We start from the raw sequence: 18,129 nt of genomic DNA, 5'->3' as shown, positions 1-18,129 counted from the left end.
TGACACACCGTATACAGACCTTCTATTTTATAGATACATTAAGACTATTTTCCAGTATTTTTAGCGGCGTGTCGGCATGCTATTTAACATTTACGACTAAAGAATCGCTATGTAATCCAGAAATATTTTTATGATAAAGTCTAACAAGATAAGATCCACGATCAACTTTTGGCATATTATCCTTTTCAGTGCAGCCAACACCTCGAGTTGCATTCGTATCCCATGTAAACTTTTCGTCAAAATGATCGCCTTGAGTCATAAGCAACGGCTTACTAGGCGCAACACAAACATCTGAACGCCATATATCATTTTTATTTTCTTCGTCAGAATTTTTATCAGAATTTTTAGATAAATCTTCAGAATTTTTATCGGAATTTTCAGTCGTCCCTTTGTCAGAATTATCTTCAGATTTGTCTTTTGAAGTATCGGACGAATTCGTATCGCTAATAGCCATAACAAGACTATTATTAGACGCATCAACTAAGCAAGAACCTTTACCTACGAAAATAATTCGAGCAGTAAAATCAAGACTTCCACCCATAGAAACATTTTGATTCTTAGAAGAAAGCTCTAAACGCAAATCTTGAGATGTACAATCACGTGTTAAACTTGCAGGCCGAGGATCAGGCACGCTTTTACGCGAAATATTTACTTCATGAAATGAAAAAAGCCCACCACTTAAATCTGAAATGCCCTTAGCGATGCTAAAGACACAAAAACACGCAATAACTAGCACAAACGATGCAATCACGCCAACAAAAATTCTACGGCGAACATACATAGCATGCTTTTCAGATTCGCTCATAACGCGTTTCTTAGTTCGTCTAGTATCTCTAGTAAATCGCTGCGATTGTTTGGTCATAATGTCCATTCTAGTGCATTGTAACGCATGAATTGAAATATAAATATCTTATAAAGCTTACTTCCCACCAGCAAAATTTAGCTGACGCCATGCTTCATAAACAGCAATAGATGCGCAATTAGCTAAATTCAAGCTCCTCAAAGCAGGTCGCATAGGCAAACGAACTTGCTGCGCAACATGAGGACCTGCCATAATATCCATAGGATCAGGAATATCTCCAGGCTCAGGACCAAAAAGCAAAATATCATTAGGCTTATATTCAATATCCGTATAAAGCTTAGTAGCATTTGCAGTAAACGCGATTATGCGCGAATTTGGCATAGATTCCACAAGATTATTGAAATCTGGATGAATCACAACATGAGCCATATCGTGATAATCTAATCCAGCGCGGCGCAATTTAGTATCGTGCAGATTAAACCCTAAAGGCTCAACCAAGTGCAAAATAGTGCCAGTTACAGCACATAAACGAATCGCTGAACCAGTATTTCCAGGAATCCTAGGAGAGTAAAAACACAAATGAGGAGTATGAGTTTCTTTACGCGCAGCATCATCAGCACTAAGCATAGCGTCAACAACACTAATAGGATTACCATGCGCATCTGTAACTAACTCATCTGGGCCATAATCCGATTTTCTATACCCATATTCATACATTTGTTGTACGCGAGATACACTATCTTGATTTTTCAACTGCTCAGAAGATGAATTACAAATATTGCAATCATTATTCTCATCTACATGCTGATTTTCAGATGTTTCACGCGTCATTATTACCTCTTATTGATTATTCTAAGTTTATTTAATTCTGTAGCTTTGCAAATCCACAAACCTAAGTATTAAGCCAAAACTAATTCTTAAAACTATGAACAGGAGCAGGAATACGTCCGCCACGATTAACAAACTCTTCGCAAGAAGCGTTATTAACAGGCATAATAGGCGCATACCCCATCAAACCGCCAAAGTTCGCCATATCTCCCACAGTTTTACCAATCACTGGAATAATACGAACTGCTGTAGTTTTCTGATTTATCATACCAATAGCAGATTCATCTGCAATCATTCCGGAAATTGTAGACGCACTAGTTTCTCCAGGAATCGCAATCATATCAAGCCCAACAGAGCATACACACGTCATAGCTTCAAGCTTTTCGATAGTTAAGCATCCAGACTTTGCAGCAGAAATCATATTCGCATCTTCAGAAACTGGTATAAAAGCTCCAGAAAGACCTCCAACATAACTACTTGCCATAATTCCGCCCTTCTTAACTTGATCGTTAAGCAGAGCTAGAGCAGCTGTAGTTCCAGGAGCACCAACCTGAGATAAACCAATTTTTTCTAGAACTTCACCAACAGAATCACCAACTGCAGGAGTTGGAGCAAGTGACAAATCAATTATTCCAAAAGGAACATTAAGACGATGCGAAGCTTCTTGAGCAACTAACTGTCCAACTCTAGTAATCTTAAAAGCTGTACGCTTAATAGTTTCACACAAAAATGCAAAATCTTTTCCACGCGCTTCATCTAAAGCTCTAGAAACAACTCCCGGCCCCGAAACGCCAACGTTAATAACAGCATCGCCTTCTGTAACTCCATGGAAACCACCAGCCATAAACGGATTATCGTCTGGAGCATTACAAAAAGCAACAAACTTAACGCATCCATAAGAATCATTGTCTTTTGTAGCTATTGCAATATCTCGAATCACTCGCCCAAGCAAATTAACGCAATTCATATCAATGCCTGTACGAGTAGAGCCAACGTTAGCAGAAGAACAAACAATATCCGTTTCACAAAGCGCTTTAGGTAATGATTCAATTAACATGCGATCTGCATTCGTCATTGATTTTGCAGGTAAAGCAGAATAACCACCTATTAAATCAACACCAACTTCTTTAGCAGCTTTATCTAATGCATGCGCAATTTTAACAAAATCTTCAGGAGTTTTGCACGCAGAAGATCCAACCAAAGATATAGGAGTTACAGTAATTCTCTTATTTACAATCGGTATACCATAATCGCGTTCTATAGCTTTACCAGTAGAAACAAGATCTTTAGCTAAAGTTGTGATTTTTTTATATACATTCTCGCAAACTTCATTCAAATTAGACGAAGCACAATCAAGAAGATTGATTCCCATAGTGATAGTGCGAACATCTAACTTTTCCTGCTCAATCATGGTGTTAGTTTCGCGAACTTCCATCATATTTAACATGGCAATTCCCCTTTAATAAAGATGTTCCTATCACACGCGATGCATGCTTGTAAAGATTTCTGTACGCTGGCAGCGTATACGCACTCCAAGATTTTCACCAAGAGAAGCCAAACTAGAAACAAGATCACCAAATTCAACGCTCATATTCGAAATATCAACAATCATCATCATATTGAAAAAGCCGTCTACTATTGTTTGAGATATTGTTAAAACATTCACTTTACGGTCAGCTAAATGAGTTGTAACCCCTGCAATAATGCCAACTGCGTCTTTGCCAACAACAGTTATAACAGCTTTGTTTTCACTAATAGGGGTATCTAATTGGGTATTCACGGGCGATTCCTCTCTTTTAAGGTTGCATAGCAGGTCCGTCAATGATTCTATACAATAATATGCACGAATGTGTAATACTCACGTAAAAATAGATAATTACAAACTAAACTTCAGATTTTAGATAAAAGAAAACCCCGCAAAAAGCGAGGTAAAATCTTTCAAAGCTAGACACGCTTAAAACGCGATCAACTAAAAACTTAAAAGCTTAGCGAGTTTCGCGATGAAGTGTGTGCTTACCACAACGTGGGCAGAACTTGCTCAACTCAAGACGATCAGGCGTATTACGACGATTCTTCGTCGTGATGTAATTACGCTCCTTGCACTCCGTGCATGCAAGCGTAATGCCTGGACGGATGTCTGCGCTCTTACTTGCCATTTCGTTCACCTCTAGAATATTGTATGTTGACCAACTCCTGCTGGCCATTGTAGCGAGGAAGAGACTCGAACTCTTGACCTTACGATTATGAGTCGTACGCTCTAGCCAGCTGAGCTACCCCGCCAGAGAGCCTCGAGTGAGAATCGGACTCACGACCTCTTCCTTACCAAGGAAGTGCTCTACCACTGAGCTATCGAGGCGTGGCGGGTAGTGGATTTGAACCACTGAAGCACGAAGCAACTGATTTACAGTCAGTCCCATTTGGCCGCTCTGGTAACCCGCCAACGTTATCGTAAGGAATAACTCCAAACGGCAACTTTGTTATTGTGCCACGAGAGCGAGACTAATGCAAGTTAAGACACGCCGATAACACTCAAAAACGTTCTATAAGATACGCCAAATTTTGCCAAAATAAACCAAAACACAGAATAAAAAACGTATTACTTTGTTTAAAATTATTTAGTTTTACGCTCATCAAGTGCATGCCACGCTTTTTCAGCTGCAGCCAATTGCGCTTTACGTTTACTTGATCCACTGCCCTCTGAAAGCAATTCATCTCCATCAGAATAAGGCAATACAGCGCGAGCTTCGAAAACTGGAGCAAAATCCGGACCAGAAACAGCCATACGATACTCAGGATCCGGCAATCCCATATCGTGAGCCTTAACAGTAAGCGATGTTTTCCAATCTAAAGCAGGTCCTTCAGTAAGAACTTCAGCTAAAGTGTCGTCAATCAAACGGTGTACAACTACTCTAGCTTCATCAATACCGTGTTCAACGAAAGTAGCGCCAATCAAAGCCTCAACAATATCGCATAAAATCGAGTCTTTATCACTACCACCCTGCTCCATCTCACCGCGACCAAGCAAAATATAAGGACCAACATGCAATTTTTCACGAGCAACAGCAGAAAGAGCCCACTCAGAAACAGCTTTAGCACGTAACTTTGCTAATTGCCCTTCGCTCATATCTGGGTGCTTAGAAAAAAGCGTTTCAGTAGAAACTAATTCCAAAACTGCATCGCCTAAAAATTCCAAACGCTCATAATTTCTCGTTCCAGGATGCTCATGAGAAAACGAACGATGAGTTAAAGCTTCTACTAACAGATCTGGAGAAATACTAGTCCCTAAAGCATCTAAAAGAGCCTTAGATGGATCGCCATCATGAGGTTCACCGTCATAATGCATTACACCGCTATTTTTTTTATTTTTATGGCTCATAATACTTTCACTATCCCGCTTATGGAAAATACCAACTAAAACACTAGTAAAACACTAACTAAAAAAAACTAACTAAAACACTAAAAAATAATTACTCACTCAAGCACTCACTCAAGCACTCACAATAAAGAAAAACCCTACCACCCGTCGATGGCAGGGTTTCATAAATACAACCTACTTGGTATGTGCCGAGCGGATAGCTTCGCGATACACGCGACCACGGAAGTTACCGCAATTCGGGCAAGCCATGTGAGACAATGCCTGCGAACCGCAATTCGAGCAAGTTACAGTCTGCACGGCAGACGCTTTCCAATTAGCGCGACGCGAATGCGTGTTAGCGCGCGAGGTCTTGTATTTTGGCAGTGCCATAATTTTTCCTCTATTTCGTTCAACCGATTGAGCTTAAGCGTTCTGTATATTACAGCATGCGCCATACATTTAATTAAAATACAGCTTTAAAACAATACTTTTACACATATCTTACTGGATTTTAATCTTAAGATTACTTAGAAAACAGCACAGATTGCAGAACAGAAAGTCACTTAGAGAATTGCCTAGAAAATCACTTAAGACATTCCCTTACTTAAGCTATTCTCATTTTCTCGCTTTCGCGTGCTTTCTGCTTACTTATCCTTATTTTCTAATTGCTCTTTCAATCCTTCTAAAGCAGCAAAACGAATATCACTAACATCATGATGATGCTCTGGATGTTCATTCAAATTTTCACCACATTGAGAACATAATCCTAAGCAATCAGGCTCACACAAAGGTTGCAAAGGCAATTCGCTTACCATAGTATCTCGAATCAATGCCTCAATATCTGCAAAATCTCCGCCAGCAACCAATGGATACGAGCATCCAGAATCATCGTTATCTTCCCATATTTGTGAATCATCTTCAATGCTATTCTTATTGGAACTCTTAGAATCCTTAACACCATTTTTTCTCGTAGAATTTAGCTTAGAAGATTGAACTTCTGTAATATCTTTATATGGAAAGAACACGCAAACATCAACTTTCCAATCGCGCTTTAAAGGCATTAAGCAACGCGTACATTCTGCATGAACAGTCGCAGTAATACTACCCTGAAACATAAGCCCATCTACAACAGAATCAAAATCTCCTGTAACTTGAACATCACTTCCAGGCTTTACACCAATAACACAATCGCCTATACCCTCTGGAGCAGGAAATGCGCGATCAATATGCATACTATGACCAGCACGAGCACCCATTTGTGCAACAGGTATAGCCCACAAGGATTGAGAGGGATGCGATGTCATTAGTTATTCCTTTCATCATAATCATCGCCAGAATCATCAAGACGAGCTTGAGCGCTAATTTCATCTTGAAGATGAGCAGCACCACGACAGCGCTCCTCTAAAACTCGCTGTCCTGCTTGAACATCTTGCTCAAGCTTATCTAATTGTTGTTTCAAGCCTTCCATAACAGTTGCACAATATTGATCTGCTCCATGAGTAAGCTTATCTGACTTAGCTTGAGCAACTTCCAAAATATTAGCAGCTTTACGGCGAGCTATAGCAGTCACATTTTCTTGACCAGCTAGGTATTGAGCACGTTCTTCAGCATCTGAAATAAGCTGTGCAGACTGAGATTGTGCAGTTGCAACAATCGAATTAGCTTGAGCCTGAGCAGTGCGCAAACGGCGTTCTGCTTCACGCATTAGCGCAGAAGCACGCTCTAACTGTACAGGTAACATATCTTTCAAACGAGAAAGATGATCCTCAAAATCTTCACGACTAATCTTCACCATTCCAGGAGAAAATAGAACACCTTTTGATTCAGAAAGAGTATCTTCCATCACATCTATAATGTCGTAAACAGTAGTAAATTCAGCACGACTTTTCGAACGAGCTTCATCACTTATTTTTACATCAATATGATCTGAATTCCCATCTTCTTCACTGTCAAAATCTGCAGCGCTATAATCATCACGCTCACGCAAATCAGGCATAGGGAATAAAGGCTTTACAGATGATTTTTCATAAGAATCCTCAGCAGATGAAGAGGCTTCAGAATCCTCACTAGATTCAGTATTATTTGCATCCTTAGCGGAATCAGAATTATCTTTAGAAACAGCTGAAATAGAATCTGTCAAAGAATCATCTGGGTTTATTGCAGGATTCAAAGGAAGATTTTGCTCAAGATTAGGAAGATTTTGCTCAAGATTACCAGAAACCTTGCGCTCCATAGTATCGTCCTGAATTTCGCTATTTTCACCAGTTACAACTGTTTGCGCTTCAGTATTATCATCTTCACTCATAATTTCAAACTCCTGTCTGTTCTTCTCAAATTTTCTCTGCAAACAACTTCTGTAATAAAGGTATTACGTTATCTGGAACCATGCCTGTAACATCGCCTCCATGACGCGCAACATCTTTAACAACAGAACTAGAAACATGCTCTAAAACCGGATCTGCAGGAAGAAACATAGTTTCTATGCCAGCAAGTTTTCGATTAACAAGCGCCATTCCAAGCTCTGCCTCATAATCGCCATTCTGACGCAAACCTTTAACAATTACTGTAGCACCAACTTTCTTACAATAATCCGTAACAAGACCGTCAGTTGATGCAACAACTAAATTCCCAACACTACTTTTACGATTCTGAATATTATCCCTACAACACTCGCGATTCTGGCAATCATCACGATTCTGAATATTATCCCTACAATCATCATTGTTCTTAGTAATATTCTTTACAGCATCGCAAATAATCTGAACTCGTTCACTCTCCGTAAACATAGGAGTTTTTGCCGAATTAACAGCAACAAGCACATGAACTTCATCAAAAAGCTTGGTACAACGTTGTATCACATCTAAATGTCCAGCTGTAACTGGGTCATAAGAACCGGGGCACACTGCTATAGTCATATGTTTAGATTATCACCGACCATGTCACTAATCTTCAGATTTTGGAATCCACAACGAACACAATATTGCTCCAACAAGTAATACAGCGCCAACAATCATAGAAGACACATAACTTGAACATGACGGAACTGATTTTACAACAGTTATTACATTTTGCACTGCATTTGAAGCAGCATTAGATGACGCACTTGCAGAAATAGAAGATGAAGATTGAATAGACAATTGCGTTATATTAACGTTAAACATTCCCATAATCGCGTAAATAATTGCGAAACTTAAACCTGCTCCAAGATTAAAAGCTCCAGCATTCATGCCAGGCAAATACCCAGGATTATCCTTAGGAGATAACACAATTCCCAACCCATTAAGCATAATATTGGCTACTCCTGCATAACTTATTCCAAGTAACACAGACAAAGCCGCTAACCCTGGAATACTAGGATTTTTCATAACAAATATTCCACACAATAATCCTATTATGCTTACTAAAATACCAGAGCGCAAAACACGTCTATAACCATATTTAGATGCCAAAAAACCAGAAATAGGACCGCATAAAAATCCAACAATCGCATACGGAGTAAGAGTCACAAATGGAACTAAAGCTTCTGAAAGTCCTATTCCAGATATTTTATCTTGAGCAAACTTAAGAACAACGCCATTCATAATTGCAAAAACACCAGTCATCGTCAATAACGTAGTGCTTAACAATCCCCAAGTACGCCTATGTTTCATATAATTCGTTGAAACCATAGGATTACTAATATGTTTTTCGATTTGCCAAAAAATTATGAAAAATACTATTGAAACACATACAAGCAAAAAGATAATCCAAAAGCGCGCATTTAGAAGTTTTTGTGATTCGTCAATCGCAATATACATTGATAAAAATGCAATTGATAATGTAATAACGCCAAACCAATCCATTTTCGCATTATTGACAGCCTTAGATTCTTCTGTTGTGTATATAACCAAGAACACAGCGAAAACTGCAATAAGCGCCATAATCCAAAAAATCGATCTAAATCCACACGCGCTTGACATCCACCCACCAACTAAAGCATCTATTCCAGCAATACCACCATTTACGGAAGTGAGAATAGCCATCAAACGCGCATAACGCTTACCATCTTTAACACGCTCTCGAAGCATAATCAAACACAATGGCATCATAGGTCCAGAAGAACCTTGCATAATGCGTCCAATAGAAAGAATCACAATATTCGAAGTAATAGCAGATATAAAACTTCCTATAACTGTTGCTGTAAGAATACCAAGCAATACTTTTTTACGACCAATATGATCTGCAAGTCGCGGCAAAAATAACGAAAATAATGCAGCTGACGTGAAAAATACAGTTTGTATCAATCCAACTTGCACTTGTGAAATATGTAATTCGTATTCCATAGAAGCAAGAGCTGGAGAAAGCATAGAAATATTAAGCTGAAAAGAAAAGATTGACACAAATAATGCAATCATTAAAGCAATAATAGAATAATTCTTACTTTTTTTTACAGGATTTTCTGAATTACTTTCTTTTACAGCTCTCGCAAAATTATGGTTTACACCATTTTCTGCATCACGCTTAGAATCACGCTTTACGCCATTTTCTGCATCACGCGCGCTCATGAATCTTTTCCATATAAGACAACACTAAATCAGCATCTAAGGATTCGTGAACAGCTTCCATAGATTCAGTATTCAGCACAGCAGCAGCAACAGCAAATCTACTAGCTTTCTTATCGTCAAAACCAGCATAACGTGCGTAAATTAAAGCAGCAGTAGCAGTATCGCTAGATCCGTTATCGTTTCCAACTGCTTTTACTCCACCACGTCCACCATCATGCGTAAGCATCATTCGCTGAACGCGCTTAACTGAAACAGGATAGAAAACAACATCTTCGCAATTACCGTAAGCAACACCTTCGCGCCCAACATTAACGAACACATGCTTGACTCCTCGCTTTAACAACACTGTTGCACAGCGCACAGCAGAACGCTCATCAATTGCACTAATTCCTGTAAGAGCCTGAGATTCAGCTGTATCAAGCACTAAGGTATCTATACGATTAAGCCTAGAAAGCACACGCGGAGCTTTTGCATCTGTTATAGCTCTGACAATAATAGGACGATTATAATGATCACATACCCATTCCAAAGATTTTTGCGGAATATTCGTATCCATAATAACCATATCTGCATTCTCAATAATCGAGAATCTCTCGCGCAAAAAGTCCGGAGTCATGTGATTATAAATACTCATATCGTCAAGAGCAAGCAAACGCTGACCAGAAGCATCTCCCACATACATATAAGATGCTGTCATTAAATCAGACAATTGCTTTGAATATCCAATATCTAAACCGTTAGCAGAAGCATCTATCTTAAAAAGCTCACCATTATGATCTCCACCATAAACAGAAACCATGCTAGTTCGCACATTCAATCTTTCAAGCGCAACTGCTATATTTCTTCCAACTCCGCCCAACATATAACGCACACGAGCTTCGTTAGAAGTGTAATCCATTAAATCTCCGCGAGCAACACCCAAAACATCCATGCTAATTCCGCCAATTACTGTCACGTAACTAGGAGGAGTAACAATGTATCCTTTACCACGAAGATAACCTTTACGTATTAAATTAGAAATATGCGCTGCAACACCGGAGCGCGTAATTCCTGCAAGATTAGCAAGTTCTTGCTGACTAATCATTGGATTTTGTTGAATCCAAGCCAATATTTGTTGTTCTCTCTCAGTCATCATTGCCTCGTCTCTATACGACTACAACTAGAACTAATAACCACTACTTTCTAGGATATTCACAATAGTCAAATCACACAATAATTAAATCTAAAAATCAATTACTAATAATCGATCCAATTCGAGTAAAGTCCAATACAGCACCACGCAAATATTGCATTTCATTAAGCTCAGACTCATTTGCAATCAACTCACTAGCGTCTTTTCTAGCGGATGCAATAATCGATGCGTCTTGTATAACACGCAATAATTTAAGACTAGATTTTCCTCCAGATTGCCTATCTCCCAGCACATCGCCAACATTTCGCAATCGCAAATCTTCTTGCGCTATAACTGCTCCATCGCACGAATTTTCAACTACTTGCAAACGCTTACTAGCTAAACTACCATCTTCAGCGCAAGATACAAGAAAAGCCCATGATTGCAAATTACTACGTCCAATTCTTCCACGCAATTGATGAAGCTGAGCTAGACCAAAACGATCCGCGTCAAAAATCACCATGCAAGTGGCATTCTTCACATCAACACCAACTTCAATTACAGTAGTAGAAACCAATATTGGAGCAACACCTGAAATAAATTTACGCATTATTTCTTGCTTTTCTTCATCACTATTTCTACCAGTAAGCGCAATCAAACGAATGTTATTAAATTGCTCAATAGACGATAATCTTTTAAGAATATTTGTAACAGTATGCAGCTTTCTTACTTGTTTAGACTCAATATTCTCGTCCTCTTCTATAAAAGACTCATTATCAAAAGCTTTGTTATCGTCAGCAAGATTACTTATAGATTTAGATTTAGAATCAATCTCAGAGCCAATCTCCAAGCTAAACTTAGAGCCAATCTTAGAATCAATCTCAGAATCAATCTCCAAATCTTCAATATGAGGACATACTATATACGCTCGCTCACCACAATCAATCCTAGATCGAATGTGCTTGAACATAGCAGCCATAGTATAAGAATCGCTTTCTTTCACGATAATAGTTCGAATAGGTTTGCGCTCTGCAGGCAATTGCGTAAGATACGATGCATCTAAATCTCCAAACCATGTCATAGCAGCAGATCTAGGAATAGGAGTAGCAGTCATAACTAACAGATGAGGAACAGTAGGAGGAACAGTAGATTCACTACCAAAAGACCGCATAAGCGAATTACGTTGTTCAACTCCAAATCTATGTTGCTCATCAATAACAACCAAAGCTAAATTAGTTGGATTAAAACTAGAAGAAAAAGCAGCGTGAGTTGCAACTATAATTGCCGGCTCACCACTAGCAACACTTGCCAAAGCTTTACGACGCTCACTAAGTTTCATGCCTCCTGTAACAACAATTAACTTAACAGGAAGCCCAGCTTTATGAATCATATTCCGCAAATTATCAGCATGTTGTAAAGCTAAAACATGAGTAGGAGCAACTAAAACAGCTTGTTTACAAGAGCCAATCGCTTGTAGCATAGCACTCATAGCAACTACTGTTTTGCCACTTCCAACTTCTCCTTGCAAAAGCCTTCTCATAGGCTTATTGCTACACATATCTTTAAGTATTTCACCAATAACTTCATTCTGACCTTTTGTAAGTTCAAAAGGAAGAGAATTTATAAAAGAATTGCGCATATCATTACAAGCACATTTTTGAGCTACAGCAGAATAAGAGCTATTTCTTGAAGATAATATTGCAATTTGAGATACAAGCGCTTCCTCATATCTTAAAGTTTCTAAAGCTTTCTTAAAATCATCAATAGATTGTGGATTGTGAATTTGAAAAAAAGCATCTTTTCTATGCAATAAATTATGTGCTTTTCGCATAGATTCTGGAATTATATCTGGAATATTTTCTTCAATAGAATCCATAGCTAACAAAATAACATCGTGAATATGCTCACTAGATATTCGAGAATTAGCGTGATACATAGGCATAGGAGAACTTAGCTTTTTAAGACAATATTCCACGCTATTAGAATTATTCAAATCATTATTATCATTATTATTGCAATTTTTTTCATCACAAACGTTCATGATATTTGGATGAGTGAATTGCAATCTACTGTTAAATTCACTTGCAACTCCGCAAACAACGATTTTCTCACCTTTGTGGAATTTAGAAAGCATCCAATCAATATAAGGTTTCTTTTGCGAAAAATAGATAAGAGAAGCACAGGATACGCTTGAGGAATCTTGAAAATCATTCACAACATTTTGCAAAGGCTCACAAACATTAACTTCCAAACGAAATCCATGACGCGAGTTCATCGGCACAACGCAAACAGAATCAACAACACATACGAAAACAGACGAATCTCCAGAGCGTATGTCTTTAAGCTGCATAACTTTCATAGGTTTGCAAACGCGAAAAGGGTAATACGTAAGTGCATCTTTTATATTTAATACACCTAATGATTTCAAAGCTGAAATACGACGCTTATTGCTCACAATAGAAGCGAGCGAAGTTTCAAGCGTTACAGACATATGACTTACGCCTTCCGCAATTAACTAATTTAGTATTCTTATAACTAATTAGATTCTAGCTAAACAAACCAACCTAAAAACAAAAACTCGATAATCTTAATTCACTATTTCGCGACTATTTAACAACTTTTCACAACTATTTAAAACAAAAGTAAATGCGGCACACCGTATTTACTTTATCTTTGCTATGTGTTACCCTGTTTAAGTTGTTTGCCGAACGGACTTCGATTGGCATTCGACTTGGAGAATTCGCCTAGTGGTCTATGGCGCACGCTTGGAAAGCGTGTTGGTGTAACAGCCTCACGAGTTCGAATCTCGTATTCTCCGCGCCTAGGGTTTCTAGCCAATCGCTAGAAGCCCTTTTTTCATGCCAAAAACCCTTGAAACATCCCAGCACTCATCTAAAATCAGTGCCCAGATTTAGCATAATGATTTTCAACTATATTTTTATAGCTATTCCACATATCAAAATGTGAAGCATACCAGTTGATTGTATCTTGTATTCCAATGTTTATACTCGAATGCTTAGGCTCCCATTCAAGTTGACTGCGAATCTTACTAGAGTCAAGAGCATAACGTTTATCTTCACCTAACCGCGGATTCACGTACTCTATATTTGATTCTGGAACTCCCATAATACGTAAAATAATCTTAAGCATATCAATATTACTTAGCTCGCATTGAGTTCCAACAACATATGTTTCACCAATTGTTCCACGAGTCAGCACACGCCATATCGCATCGCAATGATCTTCAACATGTATCCACTCACGTACAGAATCACCTTTGCCATATAACTTAGCTGGAATTCCACTCATAATATTCGTAATCTGCCTAGGAATAAACTTCTCAATATGCTGACGAGGGCCATAATTATTACCGCAATTAGATATAGTTGCTCTAACTCCATAAGTCTTATACCAAGCGCGAACCAAATGATCGCTCGATGCTTTAGAAGCAGCATACGGACTAGACGGATTATATGGGCTTTCCTCATTAAAACGCATTTCACTACCTATTGGCAATCCACCATATACCTCATCAGTGCTTATGTGATGAAAACGAATGTTATATTTCCTAGCAGCATTAAGTAACACGTACGTACCATAAACATTCGTAGTAATAAACGGATCAGCACATTCGATTGCGTTATCGTTATGAGATTCAGAAGCGAAATGAACAATTGCATCAATTGCTGGCAAAGTTAAGCCAGTTGCAGTTTTATGTTGAGCAAAAGGATTTAGAATCGAATCAACTAAATCAGAATCACGCACATCACCTTTTATGAATGAATACTTATTATTAAAAAATTCAGTAGGCAATTCATACAAATTCGCAATATTACCTGCATAAGTTAGCGAATCTAAAACTGTAATAGCAACACTAGGGTAATGTTCAGCAACATAGTGTACAAAATTTGACCCTATAAAACCAGCACCGCCAGTAACAAGTAAATGTAATGGCATATCAACAGAATCATTTTGCATGAAACTTGCGCTCAAAACTAATCACTTCCCTAAAAGAGGTGAAACTTGAGATTCATACGCACGCAAAGCCATATCAATCACATTGTGCATATCGTAATAACTGTAAGTACCTAAACGTCCGCCAAAAACAGTTCTAGGCTCTTGAGCAGCAAGCTCAGCATAACGAGCATACAAAGCTTTATCTGCATCAGTATTCACAGGGTAATATGGCTCATCATCGCGAGTTGCAGAACGAGAATATTCTTGCCACACAACAGTTTCACAAGCCTTAACAGTTTTACCTGGCTCAAAACTTGCAGAATCATCAACTTCTTGACGCTCAGGATTAAAGTTCTTAAACTCAATCGCGCGAGTAAAAGGAACGTCAGAATCTGAATAATTCATAACAGGGCAACCAAAATGATCACTCTCACGATACCTAACTTCCTTAAAGTCAACAGTACGCCACTTCAACTCGCCAAGCTTGTAGTCAAAATAACGATCCACTGGACCTGTGTAAACAACAGGAATTCCAGCTTGAGCCAAAGAACGCTTATTGAACGGTTGAGATTCATCAAAGAAGTCAACTCCAAGAGAAACGTGAATAAGAGGATTGTCAATCATACGTTGCATCCAAGCAGTATAACCGTCCTTAGGCAAACCCTCCCAAGTATCCTTAAAATAACGATTATTATAATTAAAACGCACAGGCAAACGCTTAATAATTCCAGCAGGCAACTCAGAAGGATCAGTCTGCCATTGCTTTGCTGTGTAATTTTTAATAAACGCTTCATAAAGTGGACGGCCAATTAAGCTAATGCCTTTATCGTTTAAATTCTGAGGATCTTTTCCAGCAAGCTCTCCTGCTTGACTTTCAATCAAAGCTTTTGCTTCTTCAGGCGTGTAATGCGCATGGAAGAATTGATTGATTGTACCTAAGTTGATTGGCAATGGGTAAACTTCCCCATCGTGCGTTGCATACACGCGATGCACATAATTAGTAAAACTTGTGAAACGATTCACATAATCCCACACACGCTTATTACTTGTATGGAAAAGGTGCGCTCCATATTTATGAATTTCAATTCCTGTACGCTCATCAAAATAAGAGTAAGCGTTTCCGCCAATATGATTGCGCACATCAATAATTTCAACGCGAGCGCCTGCTTTTTCCGCCGCCTGCTGAGCTACAGTTAAACCAAATAAACCTGCTCCAACAACAACTAAATCTGGGTAAGCTGCTGATTCCATCATAATATTACCTTTCATGCGTACAGTTCTTAGCGGCACTCAAAATCATGAATCCAACTCAATTCATTCAAGCACAATACACTTTAAGAATAGGCTTAAGCGTATATATAATAGTCACTATGACTAGTGCAGAACGTGCAGATATGAAAGATAATAAAAAAGAATACGAAAATAAAGAACAAAATGAGCAAGATGAGAATACTTTTTGGGAAGTAGTAAATCGAGTAGTTTATCCAATAAAAGACGCAGAAATCACGATGCCACTGTACGTAATACCTTGGCATCGTTCATATTTACAACGTAATGTGCTTGATCCAAGAATAAATTTGCAATCTCTAAATTTATCTAAATTAAATATATCTGAACTTAAAAAATTATTAGCAGATACAAGCAGTCATTTACCTAATGTTGAAACACACGATGTTTGTGACATTATAGATCACAAAACGCTCAGTGTTAAAGCTGGAAAACACGTATCTTTATGCACTTTCTTCAATGCTTTCCCTGCAAGTTATTGGCAACATTGGACAGATGTAAAAACAGTAAAATTTAATGCAAAAGTTAAAGGTCAAGGTTCACTTCTTTTAATTAAATCTACAGGCAGAGGTCTTACGTATCCTATAAAAGAATTTTCTTTGAAATCTAATAATGAAACCGAAATTAGTTATGAAATACCTATGCAAGGCGTTTCAGATGGAGGCTATTTTTGGTTTGAAGCTAAAGCAAGCGACTCAACTTCTTTAAATATAAGCAATGCAACATGGAGCGTTCCTAAAGAAAACAAACAAAATAAAGGAAACAAAGGCAACAATAAAAGCAGCGCAAACAAACAAAGCTGCGAAAACAGGCAAAACAGCACTTTCTCTATTGCTATAACAACTTTCAATCGCCCTTCTTATTGCCATAATCAATTAAAAGCGATTGCGTCAAATAAAGCATTACGAGAACGTCTTGACACAATTTATTGCACAGATCAAGGCACTGATTTAGTTAAAAATCAACCTGATTTTGAAAAAACTCGCGAAGAACTAAAAGATCAACTCACATACATACAACAAGCTAATTTAGGAGGATCAGGCGGATTCTCTCGAGGAATGTTTGAAACACTTAAAGCTGGAAAAAGTAGCTACACAATGCTACTTGATGATGACGCGATTAGTGAAACTGAATGCATTCTTCGCGCGCTGCAATTTGCAGACTATACGCTAAAACCTGCAATTATTGGCGGAGGAATGCTTCATCTTGACAATCGAACTGTACTTTACACTCAAGGTGAACGTTTTACGCGAGATAATGTGTGGATGAAATCATCCCATAACTTAGATTACAATCACGATTTCGCTGCTATCACTTTGCAAGATTGCCCGGAGAGACATCAAAGAATTGACACTGATTACAACGGATGGTGGATGAGTCTTATTCCGACTGAAATTATGAAAGAAATCGGACTTTCACTTCCAGTTTTCATTAAATTTGACGATACAGAATACTCGATTAGAGCACTTGAACACGGATACCATACGATTTGTTTGCCAGGAGTTGCCGTTTGGCATCAAGCTTGGCACGATAAAGATCCTTCGCGAACTTGGGAAGAATACTTCTTCCAACGCAATCGTTGGATTTGCGGACTTTTACATTGCACTCGCCCAAGCTTACGTTTTGCGATTGAAATGCTTAGAAGCGACTTAGCTTGCGGAATGAAACTCGTGTATTCAGCTATGCACTTGCATCACATGGGATTACAAGATATTCTCATGGGGCCGCAATACATAATAGAAACAATGCCAACAAAGCTTAACGAAGTAAGAAAAGCAAGACAAAACTTTACAGACACTCAGCCAATAAGTGATGTAAATTTGAGAAATAATGTTTTAAGAGAGCACGTAACACCTTTCACTGCACATAATGCTAAAGCTTTACGAAAGCTACAAATTAAAGCGATAAAACAAGCATTATTCTCTAATGAAAAACGAAGTAAAGAAAAACAAAGTAAAGATTTTATTCCAGAAGTAGCAATTCCAGCTCAAGACGTTTCTTGGCCTTCATTCATAGGCGTTAATAATGCGATTGTTACATCACCAGATGGAAATACAGTTAATCTTTTCCAAAGAGATAGCAAGCTATTTCGTAAAATGTTGCGTAAAGACGTATTTTTATCTCTAAAAATGATTAGACGATGGAAAAAACTATCTAAAGCGTACCGCTCTTATGATATGGCTAGCGTAAATACATGGGAGAAAATCTTTAGAAACACTAACAAGTGAAACTCTACTTTTATAAA

16 protein-coding genes and 4 tRNA genes are annotated in these 18,129 nt (G+C 38.3%); 2 read left to right on the top strand and 18 right to left on the bottom strand.

Annotation, left to right across the window (positions count from 1 at the left end; genetic code table 11):
* Positions 1 to 79 precede the first annotated feature (79 nt).
* The 16 genes from HMPREF3230_RS03115 to HMPREF3230_RS03040 form a co-directional block, all read right to left on the bottom strand.
* Entirely contained in the window at positions 80 to 862 is a 783-nt protein-coding gene (locus HMPREF3230_RS03115; protein ID WP_155642887.1) for a peptide ABC transporter permease, read from the bottom strand.
* A gap of 57 nt (positions 863 to 919) precedes the next feature.
* Positions 920 to 1,633: a tRNA (cytidine(34)-2'-O)-methyltransferase gene (locus HMPREF3230_RS03110; protein ID WP_230955905.1), complete on the bottom strand. Its 714-nt coding sequence runs from the start codon at positions 1,631 to 1,633 to the stop codon at positions 920 to 922.
* Positions 1,634 to 1,712: 79 nt separating this feature from the next.
* Positions 1,713 to 3,077: a PFL family protein gene (locus HMPREF3230_RS03105; protein WP_075523503.1), complete on the bottom strand. Its 1,365-nt coding sequence runs from the start codon at positions 3,075 to 3,077 to the stop codon at positions 1,713 to 1,715.
* Between the two features lie 30 nt (positions 3,078 to 3,107).
* Entirely contained in the window at positions 3,108 to 3,410 is a 303-nt protein-coding gene (locus HMPREF3230_RS03100; RefSeq protein WP_075523502.1) for an ACT domain-containing protein, read from the bottom strand.
* Positions 3,411 to 3,615: 205 nt separating this feature from the next.
* Entirely contained in the window at positions 3,616 to 3,786 is a 171-nt protein-coding gene (gene rpmG / locus HMPREF3230_RS03095; RefSeq protein ID WP_004114322.1) for a 50S ribosomal protein L33, read from the bottom strand.
* Positions 3,787 to 3,836: 50 nt separating this feature from the next.
* Positions 3,837 to 3,910 (bottom strand) — tRNA-Met (locus HMPREF3230_RS03090).
* 4 nt (positions 3,911 to 3,914) lie between these two features.
* Positions 3,915 to 3,986 (bottom strand) — tRNA-Thr (locus HMPREF3230_RS03085).
* A 1-nt stretch (position 3,987) separates the two neighbouring features.
* A tRNA-Tyr gene (locus tag HMPREF3230_RS03080) sits at positions 3,988 to 4,069 on the bottom strand.
* A 172-nt stretch (positions 4,070 to 4,241) separates the two neighbouring features.
* Complete coding sequence (gene rnc / locus HMPREF3230_RS03075) at positions 4,242 to 5,006, bottom strand: ribonuclease III (RefSeq protein WP_075523501.1); 765 nt, start codon at positions 5,004 to 5,006, stop codon at positions 4,242 to 4,244.
* Positions 5,007 to 5,180: 174 nt separating this feature from the next.
* Positions 5,181 to 5,375 carry a 50S ribosomal protein L32 gene (gene rpmF / locus HMPREF3230_RS03070; RefSeq protein ID WP_075523500.1) on the bottom strand — a complete coding sequence of 65 codons (195 nt, stop codon included), beginning with the start codon at positions 5,373 to 5,375 and terminating at the stop codon, positions 5,181 to 5,183.
* A 254-nt stretch (positions 5,376 to 5,629) separates the two neighbouring features.
* Positions 5,630 to 6,289 (bottom strand): YceD family protein, encoded by a 660-nt coding sequence (locus tag HMPREF3230_RS03065; protein ID WP_075523499.1) that lies wholly within the window; start codon positions 6,287 to 6,289, stop codon positions 5,630 to 5,632.
* A complete protein-coding gene (locus tag HMPREF3230_RS03060) occupies positions 6,289 to 7,290 on the bottom strand; it encodes a hypothetical protein (RefSeq protein ID WP_075523498.1) in 1,002 nt (333 codons plus the stop codon). The genes HMPREF3230_RS03065 and HMPREF3230_RS03060 overlap by 1 nt, the downstream gene beginning before the upstream one ends.
* Positions 7,291 to 7,315: 25 nt before the next feature.
* Positions 7,316 to 7,900 (bottom strand): pantetheine-phosphate adenylyltransferase, encoded by a 585-nt coding sequence (locus tag HMPREF3230_RS03055; protein ID WP_075523497.1) that lies wholly within the window; start codon positions 7,898 to 7,900, stop codon positions 7,316 to 7,318.
* 27 nt (positions 7,901 to 7,927) lie between these two features.
* Positions 7,928 to 9,379 (bottom strand): MFS transporter, encoded by a 1,452-nt coding sequence (locus HMPREF3230_RS03050; protein WP_230955907.1) that lies wholly within the window; start codon positions 9,377 to 9,379, stop codon positions 7,928 to 7,930.
* Positions 9,380 to 9,515: 136 nt separating this feature from the next.
* Positions 9,516 to 10,661 carry a PfkB family carbohydrate kinase gene (locus HMPREF3230_RS03045; protein ID WP_075523496.1) on the bottom strand — a complete coding sequence of 382 codons (1,146 nt, stop codon included), beginning with the start codon at positions 10,659 to 10,661 and terminating at the stop codon, positions 9,516 to 9,518.
* 97 nt (positions 10,662 to 10,758) lie between these two features.
* The gene (locus HMPREF3230_RS03040; protein ID WP_075523495.1) at positions 10,759 to 13,131 is read right to left on the bottom strand and encodes an ATP-dependent DNA helicase RecG; all 2,373 of its coding nucleotides are present in this window, start codon (positions 13,129 to 13,131) and stop codon (positions 10,759 to 10,761) included.
* Between the two features lie 242 nt (positions 13,132 to 13,373).
* Here HMPREF3230_RS03040 and HMPREF3230_RS03035 point away from each other — a divergent pair.
* Positions 13,374 to 13,458, top strand: a tRNA-Ser gene (locus tag HMPREF3230_RS03035).
* 80 nt (positions 13,459 to 13,538) lie between these two features.
* Here HMPREF3230_RS03035 and rfbB read toward each other — a convergent pair.
* Together rfbB and glf are read right to left on the bottom strand one after the other, a co-directional pair.
* Complete coding sequence (rfbB, locus tag HMPREF3230_RS03030; RefSeq protein ID WP_196489642.1) at positions 13,539 to 14,618, bottom strand: dTDP-glucose 4,6-dehydratase; 1,080 nt, start codon at positions 14,616 to 14,618, stop codon at positions 13,539 to 13,541.
* Between the two features lie 21 nt (positions 14,619 to 14,639).
* The gene (gene glf / locus HMPREF3230_RS03025) at positions 14,640 to 15,851 is read right to left on the bottom strand and encodes a UDP-galactopyranose mutase (RefSeq protein WP_196489640.1); all 1,212 of its coding nucleotides are present in this window, start codon (positions 15,849 to 15,851) and stop codon (positions 14,640 to 14,642) included.
* Positions 15,852 to 15,967: 116 nt separating this feature from the next.
* Here glf and HMPREF3230_RS03020 point away from each other — a divergent pair, with 116 nt between their 5' ends.
* Entirely contained in the window at positions 15,968 to 18,112 is a 2,145-nt protein-coding gene (locus tag HMPREF3230_RS03020; protein WP_075523493.1) for a glycosyltransferase, read from the top strand.
* Positions 18,113 to 18,129 lie beyond the last annotated feature (17 nt).

The organism is Gardnerella vaginalis, assembly GCF_001563665.1.
Lineage (GTDB): Bacteria > Actinomycetota > Actinomycetes > Actinomycetales > Bifidobacteriaceae > Bifidobacterium > Bifidobacterium vaginale_A.
The sequence above is the reverse complement of the archived record's forward strand: the minus strand, read 5'-3'. Positions and strand labels throughout refer to the sequence as shown.